Here is a 20,728-nt window from a genome sequence, read left to right as displayed (position 1 = left end):
AAGAGGCGGTTTAAAATGTTGCAAGAAGTACCTATGAGCCATTCAAGAACAATTCAGACACACCTTGTACTACCACCTGACACGAATCATATGAACACAATTTTTGGTGGAAAAATACTTGCATATATTGATGAAATTGCGGCGATTACATCGATGAAACATGCGAAGATGGAAACAGTCACTGCTTCGTTTGATTCGGTTGATTTTTATGCACCTGTACACTCTGGTGAAATTTTAGAGTTAGAAGCAGTCGTTAGCAATACAGGTCGTTCATCGATGGAAATTTATATTCGCGTGCAAGCGCGCGACATTGAAACGAATGATACGAAACTAACAACAGAATCGTTCGTTACGATGGTTGCCGTAAATGAAAAAGGGGAACCACAACCTGTAGCACCTGTTTTCCCTGAAACGAACGAAGAACGTCATCTGTTCGAATCAGGTCCAGCGCGTCGTGCACATCGTAAAGCAAAACGCGATATGCCCCATTCATTTTTTTAAACAAAAAAAGACGCTCCTCGGAACGTCTTTTTATCATTTTCAAGCATGTTCGAAGAACGGCTAAGTGGGGGTAGTTCAATTTGTAAAAATATTTTTCGGTGGCATATGTTCAATGTCGCCGCACATTTCAACGGTCGCTTGCCCATTTTCGAGTTTCACGATCGTTAAGCTCGTGCCTTCTATTTCAGGTGATGTCCACAGTTGGTCCATCGGCTGTTGTAAAAAGGCGTTAATGAGGACCTTTTTGACGATGCTATGTGTGACGATTAAAATGTTATCTTCAGCTGTATATTTTGATTCGAGCTTTTCGATGAGCTTTTGTGCACGTGCTTGTACGTCGAAAAAATCTTCTCCTTCTGTTGAACGGAAGCGTTCTGCATGATAGAAGTAATCGTCGTATTGTACAGGGAATTTTTCGGCGATTTTATCGAGCGTCATACCTTGCCATTCTGCAACGTTAATTTCTTTTAACTCATGCTTAATAAAAATCGGCGTTTGATGACCTTCTAAAATAAACTTTGCTGTATCAAGTGCACGCCCGCTCGGACTCGAATAAGCGGCGGTGAATGGTGTTTTCGCCAGACGTTTACAGAGTGCTTGGGCTTGCTCTTTTCCGTAAGCAGTCAACGGCGAATCGAACCAACCTTGTATGCGTTGTTGCACGTTCCATTCTGTTTGGCCGTGACGCGTTATATATAACGTAACCATCTCATCCATCCTTTCAAGAATCATAGTATAGAAGATTCCTGAACGTCTGTCAAAGTAATAAAAGTGCGAGGACAAATGCCTCGCACTTTTCGTTAATTGTTTAATTCAGTTGCTACTGTTAGTAGACGTTCTGCAGAATCTGCGACTTGGAATGCCGCGTTTGAAATTTCATCTAAAATCAATGCGATGTTCGAAACATCTTCTGTCGTTGCTGCATGATTTGTTTTAATACCAGATACAGCGCGGGCAATCGTTTGGAATGAATCTGATAAATCTTTTTGCATTTCAACACCTGATAAAATTTGCGTATCAACATCTTTGACAGACGTCGACATGTTCGAAATGTTTGACTCTGTTTCATGAATGAGTGAAGAAACGTTTTGAACAGCTTGCTTCGTTTCTTCTGCTAGTTTACGGACTTCGTCAGCGACAACGGCAAAACCTTTACCGTGTTCGCCTGCACGTGCAGCTTCAATCGAAGCGTTGAGTGCGAGTAAGTTCGTTTGGTCAGCAATGTCCGTTACGAGATGAACGATTTCAGAGATTTTTTTCGATGAAATCCGTAAGCTTTGCATCGTCGTATCGAGTTGTTTCACAGAGACCGACATGCGGCCCATCAGTTCATTTTGTTGATTCAATAAACGTGTGCCGTCTTCTGATTTCGTTTCTGTTTCATTGACGAACGTTAAACCTTGCTTCGTCGCCTTTGAAATGTCTTCTGATTGCACGACGAGCGATTGAATCGAAGCGGTCGTCTCTTCACTAATGGCGCTTAACTCTTGCGCTGTGCTTTGAACGGAAATCATGATTTCCGCTTTTTCATCAATATGTTTCTGTTGAATTTCTTTTTGTTCTTCATCGTATGCTTCGATGACGATTTGTTGTTCGAAATTAATTACTTTTGCGAATGCATTCACAGCACGTTTGAAATCGCTTAACGGTAAATTAAGTTGCTCACAAAACGTAATAAACGCAGTGTTTAACGCTTGGAATGAATTTAAATACCATTTTGATGGCAAGCCGATGACGACGTGAATGTGCGCAATTCTTTTTCGATCTTCTACATATGTATGGTTAATGTGGCCGTTGAAAATGGCTGTAATATGGCGTTTTAACGTTACTTTTAAACGTTCAATCGATGAGTTCGTATTAATGATCGTCGTTAATTCATTTGCTTGACTGATCGTACGATAAAACTCGTCGACCATTAAAGGTACAAGTTCAGATGCGTACTGTTTAAAATGAGAAATGATTGCTAAATCTTCTTTTGTTAAATCTAATAATAAAATTTGTTTTGATAAGCCTGGATAAGTCGACAAATCTAGTTCCACATCGCGAATCGAGTGTTCGATATCAAAGTGGGTTGTAGGTTGCTTTGGCTTTGAGAAATTCCAAATACTCACTTTTTTAATCTCCTATCTGTATAAAGAAATATATGATGATTGTTCATGTAAATATATGAAAATAAATAAATTGTTGTTAATTATATCGGTGTTTGTCTTTATTTTATTGTATAAATCGAAAAAAAACTTTAAAACTAACAAAATAAAAAAAGAAAACGATCAAAAATGGCTTTCGCATTTTGACCGTCTTCGAAATCTGTCTACAATTTGAAATAATCGAGCCACCCTTTATGTTTGAACCATACGACCATTGCGACGGCAATGACGAACATAAAGCCGAGCACAAAGTAGTAACCTTCATGCCAATGCAGTTCGGGCATATTGTCAAAGTTCATGCCATACACACCTGCAATGAACGTCAGCGGAATGAAAATTGTTGAGACAATCGTTAAAATCATCATAATGCTATTCATACGCACGGCGTTCATCGACATATGACTATCACGCATGTCGGCGGTAAGCTCACGATTGGATTCAATCATTTCAGTGAGCTTGACGAGATGGTCATGAATATCGCCAAAGTATGCACGCTCTGTGCCAATCAAACCGATGCGGCCAGAATTCATGACGCGATATAGTAAGTCGCGCATCGGTAAAACGATACGGCGAATGTGTAATAAATCACTTCGCAAATCAAATACGTCTGTCATCGCTTTCGTATTGCGTTGGTAATTTAGTTGGTCTTCGATTTCATTTAAACGGTCTTCAATGTTGTAGACCATCGGAAAATAATTGTCGACGAGTTTATCGACTACTTGATACATGACGTAGTAAGAGCCGCGTTCCCATTTGACAGGTTGGTTCATGACACGTTTACGGGCAATTTCAAGTTCTGGTACGGCGGTCTTATGGTAAGTAACGATAAAGTTATCGGCGATGAAAATGTTGACCTCTTCAGCTTCTAACTCGCTTGCATTCATTTTATGTACGACTAAGAAGTGGCAATCATCATAGTAATCAATTTTCGGACGTTGCAAGCGCATGAGCGAATCTTCAATTGCTAAGGGGTGGAAATGAAATACGGTATTTAAATATGTATTTTCATTCGGTGTCGGCTGATCGAAATCAACCCAGTACCATTCGAAATCGTGCGCTTGTAATTCATCTAGTGGAAAATCGGCTATAACTTGCTGGTCTTTCGTGAAACCTAATGTTCGAATCATCGTAACGCCTCTTTTACTCCATAATAGTTATTCATATTTTCCCATATCTATACCCGAATGTCGATAAACGTAAAAGAAGCTACCAGAAAAAATGGTAGCTTCACGGATTCGATGGGAGCCAAGCGGTAAAGTGTGTATCGTTCGTAGACTTCGTCATCATTTCAATATTTTTATAGTGAACAGCGCCGTTTTCTTTCAACGAGCTTTTTAATAAACAGTAGGGCATAACGATAAAAACAGCGATGCACATCAATGTAATAGCAGTCGCTAGCAATGCTTTTTTCAATGAAAAACATCCCTTTCATCTATATGATATTACTGAGGACGCTGTGGATAAAAAAATGTTTCCGGTGAAATTTATCCACAGGTGAAACTATTTAGCACTTCGTCCGTATAATAGTTATCCACATATAGAAAGGAACGTTGTCATGACTCAATCGACTACTGATAATAAAGTTTTAAAAGTGATTGTCCATGCGAGTGGTTTCTTTTCATCTTTCTATGTATCAATACTTGTACCGTTAATTACGTACTTTGTAAGTAAAGATGCAGAAGTGAAAAGCTTGTCGATTCAAGCGATTATTTTCCAATTACTAATGGGCGTTCTGATTTCGATTTCTGCGCTACTTGCTTATGTTCTTATCGGTATTCCATTTTTAATCGTATTCGTTGCGATGACGATTATCGTACCGATCGTCGGCATTGTCCGTGCGTTACAAGAGAAAAGTTGGAGTTACCCAATTATCGGGCGATTCTTTTAATGTAAAAGCGTGCTACTTACTTATAAAGTAGCGCGTTTTTTTCATGAGTTAAAATATTTGTCAAACGTTGTCTGACTATTTTATAATATAGTCAAAGATAGTCAAAGTCAGTGAAGCAAGCGAGGTGAAGACGGCAACATGAAAAATATTTCGGACATCATTGAAGGATATTTGAAGGAAGTTATTGAATTAGAAGGAAAAGGATTAGTTGAAATTAAACGCAGCGAAATTGCGGATATGTTTCAATGCGTACCATCGCAAATTAACTACGTCATTAATACGCGTTTTACCGAAGAACGCGGTTATCAAGTCGAAAGTAAACGCGGAGGCGGCGGCTATATTCGTATCGTTCGCGTTCAAGTAACTTCAGCCGCTGATTTAATCGATGAGATGATTCACCAACTCGGCACACAAGCATCGCAGCAAGTCGCTGAAGATATTGTCTTTCGTTTAATTGACGAAGAGGTCATTTCTAAGCGTGAAGCAAAAATGATGCTTGCGGCTGTCGATCGTCATACTATCGCACTCGGCTTACCACTACGAGACGAACTAAGAGCGCGCATTTTAAAAGCAATGCTTACGACGCTGAAATATGATAATCCGAATAGATAAGAGGTGTGTAAAGTGATCTGCGAAAATTGTAAGCAACGACCTGCAACCGTGACAGTAACGCAAATTCGTAACGGTCAGCAAATGACGAATCACTATTGCGACGTTTGCAGTCAACAGATGCATCAGCACGATCAAAATGAAGTGCCACTGCAACAACTTTTTTCTGATTGGTTCGGCATTCCGACTTGGTCTGCAAATGCACCGAAAAGCCAGCAACAAGAAGAGACAACGGCTTGTCCAAATTGCGGTATGACATATGCGCAATTTTTACAAGAAGGGAAGTTTAACTGTCCGACTTGTTACGATGCGTTCCGCCCACAGTTGCCACAAGTAATGAAGCGACTGCACAACGGCGCAACGAAGCACGTCGGTAAAATGCCAGGGTCTGTAAACGCGACTTATCAATTAAAGCAACGTATTGAAGGAATTCGAGCGGATATGCGTAAAGCTGTAGAAGAGGAACGTTTTGAAGATGCGGCAACGTTGCGTGATGAAGCACGCAAGCTAGAAGAGCAATTGCAAGGTGGTGATTCGAATGGATAATAAGGAGAAATTTTTTAATGCGACGAATGTAAAATGGATGGGCGGCGACAGTGAATATGGCGATATCGTCATGAGTACGCGCATTCGCCTTGCCCGTAATTTACGCGACTATCGTTTTCCTCGCGCTTTTTCAGAGGATGAAGCATTGAAGATTGATCAAACCATTTCGGGTGCACTATTAGATGCTGAAACGCTAGATCAACATTTTACACACGTCGATATTACGACGACGCCGATTTTGCAAAAAAAAGTGCTCGTCGAAAAACATTTAATTAGCCCGCAACTCGCGCATAAAGAACGCAACAGTTCAGTCGTCATTGCAGACGATGAATCGGTCAGCATCATGATTAATGAAGAAGACCATTTGCGCATTCAATGTATGGAGCCAGGGCTCGATTTAGAAAAAGCATATTTCAATGCAGATACGATTGATCGTTATTTAGAAGAGCACGTACCGTATGCATTTGATGAAACGTTCGGATATTTAACGAGCTGTCCGACGAATACCGGTACTGGCATGCGTGCATCGGTTATGATGCATTTGCCTGCTTTGACGATGACCGATCAAATGGAACAAATCATAAGCATGATGCCTCGACTTGGCATGGTCGTTCGTGGAATTTACGGCGAAGGAACAGAAGCTGTAGGCAACTATTATCAAATTTCTAACCAAGTGACACTCGGCAAATCTGAAGAAGAAATTTTAACGGACTTACAATCAATCGCTGAACAAATCGTACAGCGTGAAGTAGAATCTCGAAAAGCACTACTTGAGCATGCGTCGATTATCATTAATGACCGTGTTAATCGCTCACTCGGCACGTTACATTTTGCCCGTGTCATCACGAGTGACGAGGCGGCAAATTGTTTATCGAATGTCCGATTGGGTATAGATTTAGGACTAATCGAAAACATTCCGAACGCGGTTTTAAATAAATGCATGCTAGTCATTCAACCAGGCTTCCTACAACAATATGTAGGTACAACGTTAAAGCCAAATGAACGAGATGTTTATCGTGCCACATTATTAAGAGAGATACTAAATAATGTGAGACAGCGTGAAAAAGGAGACGATTCATATGATGTTTAACCACTTTACTCAAAGAGCTCAAAAGGTTTTACAATTAGCACAAGAAGAGGCTATTCGCATGAAACACGATGCGATTGGCACAGAGCATATTTTACTTGGCCTCATCCGTGAAGGTGGCGGTATTGCAGCGAAAGCGTTAGAAGCAATCGAAGTAACACCAGAAGTCATTGAAGAAGGCATCGAGAAATTAGTCGGTGTCGGTACGAAAGATGTAGGCCCTGTTGTACATTACACACCACGTGCGAAAAAAGTGATTGAACTATCAGTAGATGAATCACGTAAACTCGGTCACACATACATCGGTACAGAGCATATTTTATTAGCGCTTATTCGTGAAGGTGAAGGTGTAGCAGCACGCGTATTAAACAATGCAGGTGTAAGTTTAAACAAAGCACGCCAACAAGTACTACAATTGCTTGGCAATCACGATACGAATACGAACGGTAACAATACAAATGCGGCGCCGACTGCGAGCACACCAACGCTTGATAGCTTAGCGCGTGACTTAACACAAATCGCACGTGAAGGAAGCCTTGATCCAGTCATCGGCCGTAGTAAAGAAATTACACGTGTCATCGAAGTATTATCACGTCGTACGAAAAATAACCCGGTATTAATCGGGGAACCTGGTGTCGGTAAAACGGCGATTGCAGAAGGTCTTGCACAACAAATCGTCAACAACGAAGTACCAGAAATTTTACGCGACAAACGCGTTATGACACTTGATATGGGTACGGTCGTTGCCGGTACGAAATATCGTGGTGAATTCGAAGATCGCTTGAAAAAAGTGATGGACGAAATCCGCCAAGCCGGAAACGTCATTTTATTCATTGACGAGTTACACACATTAATCGGTGCTGGTGGTGCAGAAGGTGCAATCGACGCCTCAAACATTTTAAAACCATCATTAGCCCGCGGTGAATTACAATGTATCGGTGCGACAACATTAGATGAGTACCGTAAATATATCGAAAAAGACGCAGCGCTTGAGCGTCGTTTCCAACCAATTCAAGTAGATGAGCCAACACCAGAAGAAGCAGTTCAAATTATCCGTGGTCTGCGCGATCGTTACGAAGCGCATCACCGTGTGAAAATTACCGATGAAGCTGTAGAAGCAGCGGTGCAATTAAGTAACCGTTACATCTCTGACCGCTTCTTACCGGATAAAGCAATCGACTTAATGGATGAAGCGGGTTCAAAAGTACGCTTACGTTCGTACACAACACCACCGAACTTAAAAGAGCTTGAACAAAAGCTTGAAGCGGTGAAAGCAGAGAAAAACGCAGCCGTTCAAAGCCAAGAATTTGAAAAAGCAGCGAACTTACGCGACTCTGAACAAAAAATTAAAGAAGAGCTAGAAACAACGAAAAAAGAATGGAAAGAAAAACAAGGCCGTTCTGAATCTGAAGTAACAGTGAACGACATTGCCGAAGTAGTCGCAATGTGGACAGGTATTCCAGTAGCGAAAATCGCACAAGAAGAATCTGCAAAACTGTTAAACTTAGAAGACGAATTACACAAACGCGTTGTCGGTCAAGGTGAAGCAGTAGAGGCAATCTCTCGCGCAATCCGTCGTGCACGCGCTGGCCTGAAAGATCCAAAACGTCCAATCGGTTCATTCATTTTCTTAGGTCCTACAGGTGTCGGTAAAACGGAACTTGCACGCGCACTTGCGGAAGTTATGTTCGGCGATGAAGATTCAATGATTCGTATCGACATGTCTGAGTACATGGAGAAACATTCGACTTCACGCTTAGTCGGTTCACCTCCAGGTTATGTCGGTTACGATGAAGGCGGTCAATTAACTGAAAAAGTTCGTCGTAAACCGTACTCAGTCGTATTACTTGATGAGATTGAAAAAGCACACCCAGATGTGTTCAACATCTTACTACAAGTATTAGATGACGGTCGTCTAACAGATTCAAAAGGTCGCGTCGTTGACTTCCGTAATACCGTTGTCATCATGACATCAAATATCGGTGCAGAAGCATTGAAATATCGTAAGTCAGTCGGTTTCGGTGCACAAGAAACATCGAAATCAGAAGCGAATGCAAAAGACGTTATGTTAGAAGAACTGAAAAAAGCGTTCCGCCCAGAGTTCTTAAACCGTATCGACGAAACAATCGTCTTCCATTCACTGAAAAAAGACGAGCTTGCTGAAATCGTTGGCAAAATGTCTGATCAATTAACAAAACGTTTATCAGAACAAAACATCGAGTTAGAGCTTACAAAAGCTGCGCTTGATAAAATTGCCGCAGAAGGTTACGACCCAGAATACGGTGCACGTCCAATCCGTCGTGCATTGCAAAAACACGTCGAGGACCGTTTATCAGAAGAAATTCTGAAAGGTACTGTGTTAACAGGTCAAGTTGTCGTATTCGACTATAAAGATGACGAATTTACAGTGACAACGAAAAAATCGAAAAAAGAACCAGCGACTGCTGAAAAATAGGAAATACTAAAAAGGGGAACGTCTGTACTGTTAAGACGTTCCTCTTTTGTTTTATAATAAGATCATCACGAAAAAACGGAGGCAATTATGGCAAAGAAAAAAACGAAATTTGCATGTAATGAATGTGGCTATGAAACAGCGAAATGGATGGGAAGATGTCCGGGCTGTGGTCAATGGAATACGATGGTTGAAGAAGTAGAAGTTGTCTCAAAAGGTCCGCGCGGCGCGTTTAAACATTCTGAAACGGTGTCAGTAAAAGCGACGCCAATTATTTCTGTAGAAACGCAAGAAGAACAACGCGTGCCAACGGAGCTTACAGAGTTTAACCGCGTACTCGGCGGCGGTATCGTACCTGGTTCACTCGTATTAATCGGTGGGGACCCGGGAATCGGGAAATCGACATTATTATTACAAGTGTCTGCGCTCCTTTCGAATAAAGGCCATCGCGTATTGTACGTATCAGGTGAGGAATCGATTCGCCAAACGAAACTGCGTGCAGAACGTCTCGGTGTGCAATCACCCGAACTGTACATTTACGCTGAAACGAATCTTGAAATGATTAGCGAAACGATTGAACAGACGCAACCGAAGTTCGTCATCGTCGATTCGATTCAAACAGTGCATCACCCAGAAGTCACGTCTGCGCCAGGTAGCGTATCACAAGTACGTGAATGTACCGGTGAATTAATGCGTATTGCGAAAACGAAAAACATCGCCATTTTCTTAGTCGGTCACGTAACGAAAGAAGGGCAAATTGCCGGTCCACGTATTTTAGAACATATGGTAGATACGGTGCTATATTTTGAAGGCGAACGCCATCACAATCACCGTATTTTACGTAGCCAAAAAAACCGCTTCGGCTCAACGAACGAAATCGCCATTTTCGAAATGGTGCATGGGGGCTTAAAAGAAGTACTCAATCCATCCGAAATGTTTTTAGAAGAACGTTCACAAGGTGCACCGGGCTCGACGATTGTTGCATCGATGGAAGGAACACGTCCGATTCTTGTTGAAATTCAAGCGCTCGTTTCACCATCAAGTTTCAATTATCCGAAACGAATGGCGACAGGTCTCGATCAAAACCGGGTATCACTATTAATGGCGGTGCTTGAAAAACGAATGGGCCTCATGTTGCAATCACAAGATGCGTACATTAAAGTCGCAGGTGGCGTGAAACTTGATGAACCAGCAATCGATTTAGCAGTACTTGTGAGCATCGTTTCAAGTTTTAAAGATATGTCAGCAAGTCCGACTGACTGCTTCGCCGGTGAAGTCGGCTTAACAGGGGAAGTGCGCCGCGTGACACGTATTGAGCAACGCGTCAACGAAGCAGCAAAACTTGGCTTCAAACGTATTTTCATTCCATCGTCTAATATCGGCGGCTGGGACTTCCCACCAGGCATCGAAGTCATCGGTATTGAAACGGTCAATCAAGCGTTAAAGCAAGCATTTCGAGAACTGTAAAATTTTAAAAAATTATATCTTCCAATAAATGTTCAAAAAGGCGTAAGCAAGGAAATATATGTATAATGAACAGTTAAGGGAGGTGCCTCACATGTTGAAACGAATCATTCAAATCGTTTTTATACTGATTGGTGGAACGCTCGGGTTAATTTTGTTACCGCCTTTATTTGAACTCATTCATTTATCCGATAACCGTTGGATTAATAACCCTTACGTTTCTGTCATTGTCGGTGCGCTAATTTTATTCATTTTGTCATTGTTTATTGCAGATCATTTTGTAAGATTTTTACGTTGGCTTGAGGAAAAATTGTTGAAAGCGCCAAGTGGGGATTTACTATTTGGCACAATCGGCTTAATCATCGGTTTAATCGTTGCCTATTTGATTGGCTTTGCGATTGATACGATTGAATGGCCTGTCGTTACAAAAGTATTGCCGATTTTATTAACGCTTGTGCTCGGTTACTTAGGGTTCCAAGTCGGCTCGAAAAAACGCGAAGAACTGATGAGTGCCTTTGCGCGCAATACGAAAAAGAAAATAGAAGACGGCAAAGAAGAAGTCGAAATGTCGGCTTCATACAAGTTACTAGATACGAGTGTTATTATCGATGGCCGTATCGCCGATATTTGCCGTACCGGTTTTGTTGAAGGTGTGCTCGTTATTCCACAATTTGTATTAACAGAGCTTCAACATATCGCGGATTCTTCCGATACATTGAAACGTACGAAAGGGCGACGCGGTCTCGACATTTTAAAGGCGCTACAAGATGAACCATCGTTAAACGTAATGTTAACGGAAATCGATTTCGATGACGTACCAGAAGTCGATTTGAAACTCGTCCGTTTAGCGAAAAAAATGGGTGGCCAAATTGTCACAAACGATTTTAACTTAAACAAAGTATGTGAGCTTCATAACGTTCGCGTCTTAAATATTAACGAATTAGCGAATGCGGTGAAGCCGGTCGTTATTCCCGGCGAAGAAATGCATGTCGTCGTCATCAAAGAAGGGAAAGAGCACCATCAAGGTGTCGCGTACTTAGATGACGGAACGATGATTGTCGTCGAAGAAGGGAAATCGTATATCGGGGATGCGATTACCGTTATTGTAACGAGCGTGCTTCAAACATCTGCTGGTCGTATGATTTTCGCGAAGCCTAAAAAATAACAAATGGTTAGAGACTTTGTTCTCTAGCCATTTTTTAATACAATAGAGGCAACAACAGTGAGAGGGTGTTCAAATGCAATACGATGTGATTTTGCCAGCAGCGGGTAGCGGCAAACGAATGGGCGCAGGCAAAAACAAATTGTTCCTTGAATTAAAAGGGAAACCAATTTTAATGCATACGCTTGAAATTTTTGAGCGTGATGCGTGGTGTCGCGGCATTTATTTAGCGGTGAAAGATAGTGAACGCGCTTATATCGAACAATTATTAACGCAATACAACATTACGAAAGTAAAACAAATGCCAACCGGTGGCGCGGAACGTCAACATAGCGTACAGTCATGTATGAAGGCGATTGCAGAAGGTGAGATTGTGCTCGTCCATGATGCGGCACGTCCATTTATGACAGCGCCAACGATTCATGCGTTAGCCGAAGCGGCGTTTGAAAAAGGTGCAGCAATCGCGGGCGTGCGTGCAAAAGATACGATGAAGCGTGTCGAAGCAGGTGTCATTCAAGAAACGGTCGACCGTTCAACGCTTTGGATGATTCAAACGCCACAAGCATTTCGCTTTGATGTATTGAAACGAGCAGAAGACAATGCAGAACGTGACGGCTTTTTAGGAACAGACGAGTCAATGCTCGTAGAACGAGAAGGCGTAGACGTGCATATTGTTGAGAGTAGCTATGAAAATGTTAAAATAACAACAAAAGAAGATTTGGTTTTTGGTGAAGCAATCTTAAACCAACGTATTGGAGGATAAATTATGTTTCGCGTAGGACAAGGTTTTGACGTACATGAATTTGCAGAAGGACGCCCGTTAATTATCGGGGGAATTGAAGTGCCGAGTGATAAAGGGTTACTTGGTCACTCTGACGCCGACGTGTTATTACACACTGTTACAGATGCAGCACTTGGCGCAATCGGTGAAGGGGATATCGGTCACCACTTCCCAGACACAGATCCAGAATGGGAAGGTGCAGATTCTGCAAAGCTACTTGCGTACATCTGGGATAAAGTTGAAGCAAAAGGGTACAAGTTAGGTAACGTCGATTGCACGATTATGGCACAGGCACCAAAAATGGCCCCATACATCGATCAAATGCGTGCACGTATCGCTGAACTTTTACATGCAGACGTCGATCAAGTAAACGTAAAAGCGACAACGACTGAGAAATTAGGCTTCGTTGGCCGTAAAGAAGGGATTGCCGCAATGGCGACAATTCTTTTAATTAAACAGTAAGCCCGCTTTAATTTTTATATCCCGAGTGGTAAAATGAAAAAAGTTGAATTTTTCTCGACAAATTAGGAGGATACACATTATGACTAAAAAAGTTCGTGTACGTTACGCACCAAGTCCAACTGGACACTTACACATCGGTGGCGCTCGTACTGCACTATTTAACTACTTATATGCAAAACATTATGACGGAGATTTCGTATTCCGTATTGAAGATACAGATATCGCTCGTAACATCGAGGGCGGTGAAGCATCACAACTTGAAAACTTAGCTTGGATGGGTATTGAACCTGTTGAGTCTCCAGTAATCGGTGGTCCATTCGCACCTTACCGTCAAATGGAACGTCTTGACACTTACACTGAAGCTGCACATAAATTAATCGACATGGGCTTAGCTTACAAATGCTTCTGTACTGCAGAAGAATTAGAAGCTGAACGTGAAGCACAACGCGAAGCTGGCGTTGCAGCACCAATGTACAAAGGTACTTGCCGTCACTTAACTGCTGAAGAAGTAGCAGAAAAAGAAGCAGCAGGTATGCCTTACACAATCCGCTTCAAAGTACCAGAAAACGAAACATACGTTGTAGATGACTTAATCCGCGGCGAAGTAACATTCGAATCTAAAGATATCGGTGACTGGGTAATCGTAAAAGCAAACGGTATCCCAACTTACAACTTTGCGGTTGTATTAGATGACCACTTAATGGAAATGACACACGTCTTCCGTGGTGAAGAACATTTATCTAACACACCAAAACAATTAATGATCTACCGCGCATTCGGTTGGGAAGCACCACGCTTCGGCCACATGACGTTAATCGTTAACGAAAATCACAAAAAATTATCGAAACGTGATGAATCAATTATCCAATTCATCTCTCAATATCGTGAACTAGGTTACTTACCAGCTGCAATGATTAACTTCCTTGCATTACTAGGTTGGTCTCCAGAAGGTGAAGAAGAGATCTTCTCATTAGACGAGTTAATCGAACAATTCGATGAAAAACGTTTAACAAAATCACCATCTATGTACGATATGACAAAATTAAAATGGATGAACAACCAATACATGAAGAAATTAACACATGAAGAAGTTGTAGCACTTTGCCTTCCATTCTTACAAAAAGCTGGCCGCGTATCTGAAAACCCAACTGCTGAAGAAGCTGAATGGGCTGACAAATTAATCGGTCTTTACCATGAACAAATGAGCTTCGGCGCTGAAATCGTAGAGCTTTCTGAAATGTTCTTCCAAGATCACGTTGAATTAAACGATGAAGAAAAAGAAGTACTAGCTGGCGAACAAGTTCCTGAAGTACTTGCGACATTCAAGAAAAACCTTTTAGAACTTGAAGTTTACGAAGCAGCAGCCATCAAAAAAGCAATTAAAGCTGTTCAAAAAGAAACTGGTCACAAAGGTAAAAATTTATTCATGCCAATCCGCGTAGCAACTACTGGTGAAATGCACGGTCCAGAACTTGCAGATGCGATTGAAATTTTAGGTAAAGAAACTGTTGTGAAACGTTTAGACGCACAACTAGGCTAATCTTTTTATAAAACTGCTGGGTGATTTCGTCACTCAGCAGTTTTTGTTTTCAAAAAATCGGTTTCATTGTACAATGAGTCTATCCAGTTATACGAATGTATTAAAACGTTGAAGAGGAGAAGTACGTGCGAATCCACTCTAAGAGAGAGAGTTACCGAGGCTGAAAGTGACTTGAGTTGGGCCGCGCTGAAATGCACCTCGGAGTGTCGCGCTGAAACGATAGTAGGCGTGATCGGTTCGTCACCGTTAATAGACTTTAAGAGGGGATTTATCCCAATCAGAGTGGAACCGCGCATACGAGCGTCTCTGTCTAGGTCGCTAGATAGGGACGCTTTTTTTCGTCAAGGTGTAATATTGACCAGTAAGGGAACATAAGAAACATTACGATCATCTTCACCACTGGATTTATTATATATTGAGAGCAGATTATTATTTATAAAAGGAGAGAGCTCTTCATGGCTATTCAAATTTTTAACTCATTGACTCGTGAAAAGGAAAACTTCGTACCAATCGAAGAAGGTAAAGTACGCATGTACGTATGTGGTCCAACTGTATACAACTACATCCACATTGGGAATGCACGTCCTGTTATCGTTTACGATACAGTGCGTCGTTACTTACAATATAGTGGATTCGAAGTCGACTACGTTTCAAACTTTACAGACGTCGATGATAAAATTATTAAAGCAGCAAATGAACTAGGTGAAGAAGTACCAGAATTAACAGAGCGCTTTATTAACGCTTATTTCGAGGACATTACTGCATTAGGCTGCCAAAAAGCAGATTCACACCCACGTGTAACAGAACATATGGATGCGATTATTAATTTTATCGGGGTACTAGTAGATAAAGGATTCGCTTATGAATCACAAGGAGATGTTTACTACCGCACGCGTAAATTCAACGGCTACGGTAAATTATCTCACCAATCAGTAGACGATTTAAAAATCGGTGCACGTATTGAAGCGGGCGATAAAAAAGAAGACGCATTAGACTTCGCACTTTGGAAAGCTGCAAAACCAGGCGAAATTTTCTGGGAAAGTCCTTGGGGCAAAGGACGTCCAGGTTGGCACATCGAATGTTCTGTCATGGTACATGAACATTTCGGTGACACAATCGATATCCACGCGGGCGGTCAAGATTTAACATTCCCTCACCACGAAAATGAAATTGCACAATCTGAAGCATATACAGATAAACAATTCTCAAACTACTGGATGCACAATGGTTATATCAATATCGATAATGAAAAAATGTCTAAGTCTCTAGGAAACTTCATTTTAGTTCATGACATTATTCAACAAATCGATCCACAAGTACTACGCTTCTTCATGCTGTCAGTACATTACCGTCACCCAATCAACTTTGCACAAGATTTAGTGGAAGCTGCGCAAAACGGTTTAGAACGTCTGCGCACATCACGCAAAAACTTAGTGCACCGCTTAGAAAGTACTGCGAACTTAGCGGAAAAAGACGAAGCGGTATTTGAAGCAATCGCACAAGAACGCGCTAACTTCAAAACAGCAATGGACGATGATTTCAATACAGCAAATGCAATCGCTGCGTTATTCGGTTTATCAACAGTTGCAAACAAATATTTAAACGAAACAAATACGAACGCTGAAACGTTACAAGCATTAGTAGATGCATTAGATGAATTAGCAAGCGTACTTGGTTTAACGTTAAATGTGAAAGAAGAATTGTTAGACGAAGAAATTGATGCGCTAATCGAAGCACGTCAACAAGCACGTAAAGATCGTGACTTTGCACGCGCTGATGAAATCCGCGATCAATTAAAAGATATGAATATTATTTTAGAAGATACACGCCAAGGCGTGCGATGGAAACGAGGTTAAGAAGTTGGGAGAACTTCGTGATGTAGATGTAAAACAAGTAAATGCGTTAGCTTTAGCCTATATGGGAGATGCGGTATTAGAAATCGCCATTCGTGAACATTTATTACGTTCAGGTCGTGTGAAACCGAAAGTATTGCACCGTGAGGCAACACATTACGTTTCAGCAAAAGCACAAGCAATGGTCATTCGCAAAATGATCGACGAAGGCTTTTTCACTGAAGAAGAATTAGCAATTTTACGTCGTGGCCGCAATGCAAAATCTGGCTCTGTACCGAAAAATACAGATGTCCAAACGTACAACTATAGCTCTGCCTTTGAAGCAGTATTAGGTTACTTACATTTACTAGGCCGACAACAACGTGTAGAAGAAATTATTGCGTATACAATCCGAACAGTGGAAGAGAAAAATGAGGTGTCAAAATAATGAAATACGAACGTGATTTCAAGAAAAAAGGCGGCTTTAAAAAAAGCGGCCGTGACTTTAAAAAAGAACGCGAAATGAAAAAAGAAAATGTTGACGTTGATAGCGTAGAACAAACAGATGAAACGAAAGAAATGATCGCTGGTAAAAATCCAGTGTTAGAAGCGCTTCGTTCAACACGTGATATCAACAAAATTTGGATCGCTGAAGGCGTGAAAAAAAGCAGCATTACAGAATTATTAGATATGGCAAAAGAGCGCAAAATCGTCGTGCAATTTGCGCCAAAACAAAAATTAGATAAATTATCGTCAGAACATCACCAAGGTGTCGTTGCTTCTGTTGCAGCTTACAACTATGCAGAGTTAGATGATATTTTCAAAATCGCTGAGGAGCGTGGTGAAGATCCATTCATCATTATCCTGGACGAATTAGAAGATCCACATAACTTAGGTTCAATTATGCGTACAGCAGATGCAGTCGGTGCACACGGTATTATTATTCCACGCCGTCGTTCTGTAACACTTACAGCTGTCGTTGCAAAAGCATCAACTGGTGCGATTGAATATATCCCAACTGTTCGCGTCAATAACTTATCTCAAACAGTAGATGAATTAAAAGAACGCGGTGTTTGGATTGCTGGTACAGACGCAAAAGGCTCACAAGATTACCGTCGTATGGACGCGACATTACCACTAGCTGTCATTATCGGTAGCGAAGGTCGTGGCATGAGCCGCATCTTAACAGAAAAATGCGACTTCCTATACAACTTACCAATGGTTGGACACGTTACATCGTTAAATGCGTCAGTAGCAGCATCATTACTGATGTACGAAGTGTATCGTAAACGTCACGAACTATAAGTGAGGGCTGCCTATGAAGGATATTTTGATCGTAGATGGCTATAACATGATCGGTGACTGGGAAGAGTTGAAGCAGTTAAAAGACAATCATCAGTTGATCGACGCACGCGATCGCTTAATTGAACTTTTAGCCGAATTTCAAGCGTATTCGCAATACACGATTATTGTTGTATTCGATGCGTATCAAGTCCCAGGCATCGCAACGAAAGAAAAACAACACGCCATCGACATTATTTATACGCGTGTAAAAGAAACAGCAGATGAATGTATCGAAGCATTGACGATGGATAAGATTCATAAATACGGTCGACTAACACGCATTACCGTTGCAACATCAGATATGGCAGAGCAAAGTGTCATTTTCGGAAATGGCGCGCTCCGTATGCCAGCTTCTGAATTGCATACGGCTGTGCGAGAGGCCAAGCGTCAAATTACGCATACAGTCAAAAAAGAATATGCACGCGAGACAAAGTTTTCAAACCGTGTCCAAGTAGACGATGAGACGAAAAGCAAACTAGAAAATATGCGTCGAGGTTTGAAGTAACTGACAACAAGTATTTGGGGTGATTTTGTGATAACAAGTAAATTGCAACACCAGTATAGTAGTATGACGGACGAACAACTCGTCGAAGAAACTAGGCAAGGCGATAGCGAGGCGCTTGATTTTTTAATTACGAAGTACAAACCACTAGTGCGCATGAAAGTAAAATCTTATTTTTTAATTGGCGCGGATAAGGAAGATATTATTCAAGAAGGCATGATCGGTTTATTCAAAGCGGTGCGCGATTTTAATGATGGTCATCAAGCCTCATTCAAAGTGTTTGCAGAACTTTGCATTACACGCCAAATTATTACGGCGATTAAAACGGCAACACGGCAAAAGCATATGCCACTAAATTCGTACGTATCGCTCGATAAACCAGTCGGTGATGACGAGCAGGCGAGTACGCTGATGGATTTGTTAGAAACAGATTCGAGCGAAGATCCTGCAAATTTCGTCGTTCATCGAGAGCAATTTCTCGATATGGAATCGCGCATAAATGCGATATTAAGCCCATTTGAACAAAAGGTACTTGCGCTCTATATCGACGGCTGCAGTTACCAAGAAATTGCAGAACAATTAACGCGACATGTGAAGTCAATTGATAATGCATTACAGCGAATTAAACGCAAATTAGAGCAACAATTGACAACGACATGACCCGTAGCATTTATTGACAGGTAATGGCATTGATGATAGTCTTTATAAGGAGAAATGCCTGAAAGGTGATTTTATTTATGGCAAACAAAGTTGTGCTATGCTGCGAAAAATGCGGCGCCCGTAACTATAATTTACCGGCCCCAAAGGATAGCTCAAAAAGAATGGAATTAAAGAAATATTGTTCGAATTGTAATGAACATACATTACACAAACAAACAAGATAAATTTCGTTAATCATAAAGATTTTATTTTATTCGGAGGTTAGGTTGGATGGGAAAGCTTAAAACATTTTTCAGTAATGTTTTTTCTGAAATGCGTAAAACTAGCTGGCCTAAACGTAAAGAGCTTAGCAAATACACACTCGTTGTACTTTCTACATTACTCTTTATGGCAGTGTTCTTTATGCTAGTTGACTTAGGAATATCAAAATTATTCCGTATGTATTTGGATTTATAGATTTATAAGCGAAAAAATGTTAATATTTCTGAAAGGACCCGTTTTAGCGGGTTTTTTCATTTGCCTTTAAACAAAAGGAGGGAAAGGACAATTACGTCCTGAATTTTATGGAAAAAAATTGGTATGTCGTTCATACTTACTCTGGTTATGAGAATAAAGTAAAACTAAACCTTGAAAAACGTATTGAAACGATGGGTATGCAAGATAAAATTTTCCGTGTCATCATTCCTGAAGAACAAGAGATCGAAGTGAAAGATGGCCGTAAAAAAACATATATGCGTAAAACATTCCCTGGTTATGTATTAGTAGAACTAATCATGACTGATGATGCTTGGTACGTTGTACGTAACACACCAGGTGTTACTGGATTCATCGGTTCTTCAGGCGGTGGGGTAAAACCAACACCACTATTACCTGAAGAAGTTGACCACATCCTAAACAAAATGGCACAACAAAGTGCTGAACAAAGTGTTGACCTTGACTTCGCAGTTGGCGATTTAGTAGAAGTACTAGAAGGACCATTCGCGCACTTCCAAGGTAAAGTTGAAGAAATCATGCCTAACGAAGAAAAAATTAAAGTTACGGTAGATATGTTCGGCCGTGAAACAACAATGGAATTAGCTTTTGAACAAGTATTAAAAGTTTAATTGATATTAATTATGCTTGCCTTGCATAATTAAAAGTGTTATTATTTTTTAGGTCAGACTATATGATGGTCGACCCATAATTTTTAATGTTATCGGAAATAAGCCGACAGACAGATATGAGTGGGAGGGGCAACCCTATTACCACATCACGGACTTAAGGAGGTGTGTCTCGTGGCTAAAAAAGTTGTTAAAGTTGTAAAACTACAAATTCAAGCTGGTAAAGCAAACCCAGCGCCACCAGTTGGTCCTGCATTAGGTCAAGCAGGTGTTAACATCATGGGATTCTGTAAAGAATTCAATGCTCGTACACAAGACCAAGCAGGTTTAATCATTCCAGTTGAGATTTCTGTATTTGAGGATCGTTCATTCACATTCATTACAAAAACTCCACCAGCTGCAGTATTACTTAAAGTAGCAGCAGGTATCAAATCTGGTTCTGGTGAACCTAACAAGAAAAAAGTAGCTACAGTGAAACGTGACAAAGTTCGCGAAATCGCTGAAACTAAAATGCCAGACTTAAACGCGGCTTCAATCGAAACTGCAATGTCAATGGTAGAAGGTACTGCACGTAGCATGGGTATTGTCATCGAAGACTAATCCCATTACTTGATAAAAGTATTGTTTTTTTGGAGGTTGCGCATGTTTCTT

At 41.0% G+C, this 20,728-nt stretch carries 24 protein-coding genes and 1 other annotated feature; of the genes, 20 read left to right on the top strand and 4 right to left on the bottom strand.

What is annotated here, in order from left to right; genetic code table 11:
- Window positions 1-15 precede the first annotated feature (15 nt).
- Window positions 16-501 carry an acyl-CoA thioesterase gene (locus tag KMHG_RS14160; protein WP_010290470.1) on the top strand — a complete coding sequence of 162 codons (486 nt, stop codon included), beginning with the start codon at window positions 16-18 and terminating at the stop codon, window positions 499-501.
- A 75-nt stretch (window positions 502-576) separates the two neighbouring features.
- Here the strand turns inward: KMHG_RS14160 and KMHG_RS14155 are convergent, their stop codons facing one another.
- The 4 genes from KMHG_RS14155 to KMHG_RS14140 all read right to left on the bottom strand — a co-directional run bounded on the left by KMHG_RS14155 (window position 577) and on the right by KMHG_RS14140 (window position 4,061).
- Window positions 577-1,209, bottom strand: a complete 633-nt coding sequence (locus tag KMHG_RS14155) for a histidine phosphatase family protein (RefSeq protein ID WP_010290469.1) — start codon at window positions 1,207-1,209, stop codon at window positions 577-579.
- A gap of 92 nt (window positions 1,210-1,301) precedes the next feature.
- Window positions 1,302-2,612 carry a globin-coupled sensor protein gene (locus KMHG_RS14150; RefSeq protein ID WP_010290468.1) on the bottom strand — a complete coding sequence of 437 codons (1,311 nt, stop codon included), beginning with the start codon at window positions 2,610-2,612 and terminating at the stop codon, window positions 1,302-1,304.
- A gap of 200 nt (window positions 2,613-2,812) precedes the next feature.
- Window positions 2,813-3,775, bottom strand: a complete 963-nt coding sequence (gene corA / locus KMHG_RS14145) for a magnesium/cobalt transporter CorA (RefSeq protein ID WP_010290467.1) — start codon at window positions 3,773-3,775, stop codon at window positions 2,813-2,815.
- Window positions 3,776-3,875: 100 nt separating this feature from the next.
- Complete coding sequence (locus KMHG_RS14140) at window positions 3,876-4,061, bottom strand: hypothetical protein (protein WP_010290464.1); 186 nt, start codon at window positions 4,059-4,061, stop codon at window positions 3,876-3,878.
- 142 nt (window positions 4,062-4,203) lie between these two features.
- Here KMHG_RS14140 and KMHG_RS14135 point away from each other — a divergent pair, with 142 nt between their 5' ends.
- The 19 genes from KMHG_RS14135 (at window position 4,204) to rplK (ending at window position 20,677) form a co-directional block, all read left to right on the top strand.
- The gene (locus tag KMHG_RS14135) at window positions 4,204-4,536 is read left to right on the top strand and encodes a DUF4870 domain-containing protein (RefSeq protein ID WP_010290462.1); all 333 of its coding nucleotides are present in this window, start codon (window positions 4,204-4,206) and stop codon (window positions 4,534-4,536) included.
- 138 nt (window positions 4,537-4,674) lie between these two features.
- Entirely contained in the window at window positions 4,675-5,148 is a 474-nt protein-coding gene (locus KMHG_RS14130; protein WP_010290461.1) for a CtsR family transcriptional regulator, read from the top strand.
- A gap of 12 nt (window positions 5,149-5,160) precedes the next feature.
- Window positions 5,161-5,691, top strand: a complete 531-nt coding sequence (locus tag KMHG_RS14125) for a UvrB/UvrC motif-containing protein (RefSeq protein ID WP_010290460.1) — start codon at window positions 5,161-5,163, stop codon at window positions 5,689-5,691.
- Window positions 5,684-6,781, top strand: a complete 1,098-nt coding sequence (gene mcsB / locus KMHG_RS14120; protein ID WP_010290459.1) for a protein-arginine kinase McsB — start codon at window positions 5,684-5,686, stop codon at window positions 6,779-6,781. Before KMHG_RS14125 ends, mcsB begins: the two co-directional genes overlap by 8 nt.
- Entirely contained in the window at window positions 6,771-9,233 is a 2,463-nt protein-coding gene (locus tag KMHG_RS14115; RefSeq protein ID WP_010290458.1) for an ATP-dependent Clp protease ATP-binding subunit, read from the top strand. The genes mcsB and KMHG_RS14115 overlap by 11 nt, the downstream gene beginning before the upstream one ends.
- An 87-nt stretch (window positions 9,234-9,320) precedes the next feature.
- Window positions 9,321-10,697 carry a DNA repair protein RadA gene (radA, locus tag KMHG_RS14110; protein WP_010290457.1) on the top strand — a complete coding sequence of 459 codons (1,377 nt, stop codon included), beginning with the start codon at window positions 9,321-9,323 and terminating at the stop codon, window positions 10,695-10,697.
- Between the two features lie 91 nt (window positions 10,698-10,788).
- The gene (locus tag KMHG_RS14105) at window positions 10,789-11,859 is read left to right on the top strand and encodes a PIN/TRAM domain-containing protein (protein WP_010290455.1); all 1,071 of its coding nucleotides are present in this window, start codon (window positions 10,789-10,791) and stop codon (window positions 11,857-11,859) included.
- A 73-nt stretch (window positions 11,860-11,932) separates the two neighbouring features.
- Window positions 11,933-12,619 carry a 2-C-methyl-D-erythritol 4-phosphate cytidylyltransferase gene (gene ispD / locus KMHG_RS14100; RefSeq protein ID WP_010290452.1) on the top strand — a complete coding sequence of 229 codons (687 nt, stop codon included), beginning with the start codon at window positions 11,933-11,935 and terminating at the stop codon, window positions 12,617-12,619.
- Window positions 12,620-12,622: 3 nt separating this feature from the next.
- A complete protein-coding gene (gene ispF / locus KMHG_RS14095; RefSeq protein WP_010290451.1) occupies window positions 12,623-13,099 on the top strand; it encodes a 2-C-methyl-D-erythritol 2,4-cyclodiphosphate synthase in 477 nt (158 codons plus the stop codon).
- Between the two features lie 79 nt (window positions 13,100-13,178).
- The gene (gltX, locus tag KMHG_RS14090; RefSeq protein ID WP_010290450.1) at window positions 13,179-14,639 is read left to right on the top strand and encodes a glutamate--tRNA ligase; all 1,461 of its coding nucleotides are present in this window, start codon (window positions 13,179-13,181) and stop codon (window positions 14,637-14,639) included.
- Between the two features lie 99 nt (window positions 14,640-14,738).
- Window positions 14,739-14,950: a binding site (T-box leader), on the top strand.
- A gap of 144 nt (window positions 14,951-15,094) precedes the next feature.
- Window positions 15,095-16,495, top strand: a complete 1,401-nt coding sequence (gene cysS / locus KMHG_RS14085; protein ID WP_010290449.1) for a cysteine--tRNA ligase — start codon at window positions 15,095-15,097, stop codon at window positions 16,493-16,495.
- Window positions 16,496-16,499: 4 nt separating this feature from the next.
- Complete coding sequence (locus tag KMHG_RS14080) at window positions 16,500-16,919, top strand: Mini-ribonuclease 3 (RefSeq protein WP_010290448.1); 420 nt, start codon at window positions 16,500-16,502, stop codon at window positions 16,917-16,919.
- A 74-nt stretch (window positions 16,920-16,993) separates the two neighbouring features.
- The gene (rlmB, locus tag KMHG_RS14075) at window positions 16,994-17,776 is read left to right on the top strand and encodes a 23S rRNA (guanosine(2251)-2'-O)-methyltransferase RlmB (RefSeq protein WP_187116286.1); all 783 of its coding nucleotides are present in this window, start codon (window positions 16,994-16,996) and stop codon (window positions 17,774-17,776) included.
- Between the two features lie 13 nt (window positions 17,777-17,789).
- Window positions 17,790-18,320 carry an NYN domain-containing protein gene (locus KMHG_RS14070; RefSeq protein ID WP_010290446.1) on the top strand — a complete coding sequence of 177 codons (531 nt, stop codon included), beginning with the start codon at window positions 17,790-17,792 and terminating at the stop codon, window positions 18,318-18,320.
- A 63-nt stretch (window positions 18,321-18,383) separates the two neighbouring features.
- Window positions 18,384-18,977, top strand: a complete 594-nt coding sequence (sigH, locus tag KMHG_RS14065; protein WP_010290443.1) for an RNA polymerase sporulation sigma factor SigH — start codon at window positions 18,384-18,386, stop codon at window positions 18,975-18,977.
- Between the two features lie 77 nt (window positions 18,978-19,054).
- Window positions 19,055-19,201: a 50S ribosomal protein L33 gene (gene rpmG, locus KMHG_RS18875; RefSeq protein WP_010290442.1), complete on the top strand. Its 147-nt coding sequence runs from the start codon at window positions 19,055-19,057 to the stop codon at window positions 19,199-19,201.
- A 46-nt stretch (window positions 19,202-19,247) separates the two neighbouring features.
- A complete protein-coding gene (gene secE, locus KMHG_RS14060) occupies window positions 19,248-19,433 on the top strand; it encodes a preprotein translocase subunit SecE (protein ID WP_010290439.1) in 186 nt (61 codons plus the stop codon).
- 107 nt (window positions 19,434-19,540) lie between these two features.
- Window positions 19,541-20,080 (top strand): transcription termination/antitermination protein NusG, encoded by a 540-nt coding sequence (nusG, locus tag KMHG_RS14055; RefSeq protein ID WP_010290438.1) that lies wholly within the window; start codon window positions 19,541-19,543, stop codon window positions 20,078-20,080.
- Between the two features lie 171 nt (window positions 20,081-20,251).
- Complete coding sequence (rplK, locus tag KMHG_RS14050; RefSeq protein WP_010290437.1) at window positions 20,252-20,677, top strand: 50S ribosomal protein L11; 426 nt, start codon at window positions 20,252-20,254, stop codon at window positions 20,675-20,677.
- The last annotated feature ends 51 nt before the right edge of the window (window positions 20,678-20,728 follow it).

Source organism: Kurthia massiliensis, assembly GCF_000285555.1.
Lineage (GTDB): Bacteria > Bacillota > Bacilli > Bacillales_A > Planococcaceae > Kurthia > Kurthia massiliensis.
Note: the sequence above shows the minus strand (reverse complement) of the source record. Positions and strands in the feature narration are given on the sequence as shown.

Bases quoted from the DNA above. Each gene is read 5' to 3' on its own strand.
- KMHG_RS14070 (WP_010290446.1), top strand. From the start codon at position 17,790: ATGAAGGATATTTTGATCGTAGATGGCTATAACATGATCGGTGACTGG.
- mcsB (WP_010290459.1), top strand. From the start codon at position 5,684: ATGGATAATAAGGAGAAATTTTTTAATGCGACGAATGTAAAATGGATG.
- gltX (WP_010290450.1), top strand. From the start codon at position 13,179: ATGACTAAAAAAGTTCGTGTACGTTACGCACCAAGTCCAACTGGACAC.
- KMHG_RS14105 (WP_010290455.1), top strand. From the start codon at position 10,789: ATGTTGAAACGAATCATTCAAATCGTTTTTATACTGATTGGTGGAACG.
- ispF (WP_010290451.1), top strand. From the start codon at position 12,623: ATGTTTCGCGTAGGACAAGGTTTTGACGTACATGAATTTGCAGAAGGA.
- rlmB (WP_187116286.1), top strand. From the start codon at position 16,994: ATGAAAAAAGAAAATGTTGACGTTGATAGCGTAGAACAAACAGATGAA.
- rpmG (WP_010290442.1), top strand. From the start codon at position 19,055: ATGGCAAACAAAGTTGTGCTATGCTGCGAAAAATGCGGCGCCCGTAAC.
- KMHG_RS14135 (WP_010290462.1), top strand. From the start codon at position 4,204: ATGACTCAATCGACTACTGATAATAAAGTTTTAAAAGTGATTGTCCAT.
- sigH (WP_010290443.1), top strand. From the start codon at position 18,384: ATGACGGACGAACAACTCGTCGAAGAAACTAGGCAAGGCGATAGCGAG.
- KMHG_RS14155 (WP_010290469.1), bottom strand. From the start codon at position 1,209: ATGGTTACGTTATATATAACGCGTCACGGCCAAACAGAATGGAACGTG.
- KMHG_RS14130 (WP_010290461.1), top strand. From the start codon at position 4,675: ATGAAAAATATTTCGGACATCATTGAAGGATATTTGAAGGAAGTTATT.
- ispD (WP_010290452.1), top strand. From the start codon at position 11,933: ATGCAATACGATGTGATTTTGCCAGCAGCGGGTAGCGGCAAACGAATG.
- radA (WP_010290457.1), top strand. From the start codon at position 9,321: ATGGCAAAGAAAAAAACGAAATTTGCATGTAATGAATGTGGCTATGAA.
- KMHG_RS14160 (WP_010290470.1), top strand. From the start codon at position 16: ATGTTGCAAGAAGTACCTATGAGCCATTCAAGAACAATTCAGACACAC.
- secE (WP_010290439.1), top strand. From the start codon at position 19,248: ATGGGAAAGCTTAAAACATTTTTCAGTAATGTTTTTTCTGAAATGCGT.
- nusG (WP_010290438.1), top strand. From the start codon at position 19,541: ATGGAAAAAAATTGGTATGTCGTTCATACTTACTCTGGTTATGAGAAT.
- cysS (WP_010290449.1), top strand. From the start codon at position 15,095: ATGGCTATTCAAATTTTTAACTCATTGACTCGTGAAAAGGAAAACTTC.
- KMHG_RS14115 (WP_010290458.1), top strand. From the start codon at position 6,771: ATGATGTTTAACCACTTTACTCAAAGAGCTCAAAAGGTTTTACAATTA.
- corA (WP_010290467.1), bottom strand. From the start codon at position 3,775: ATGATTCGAACATTAGGTTTCACGAAAGACCAGCAAGTTATAGCCGAT.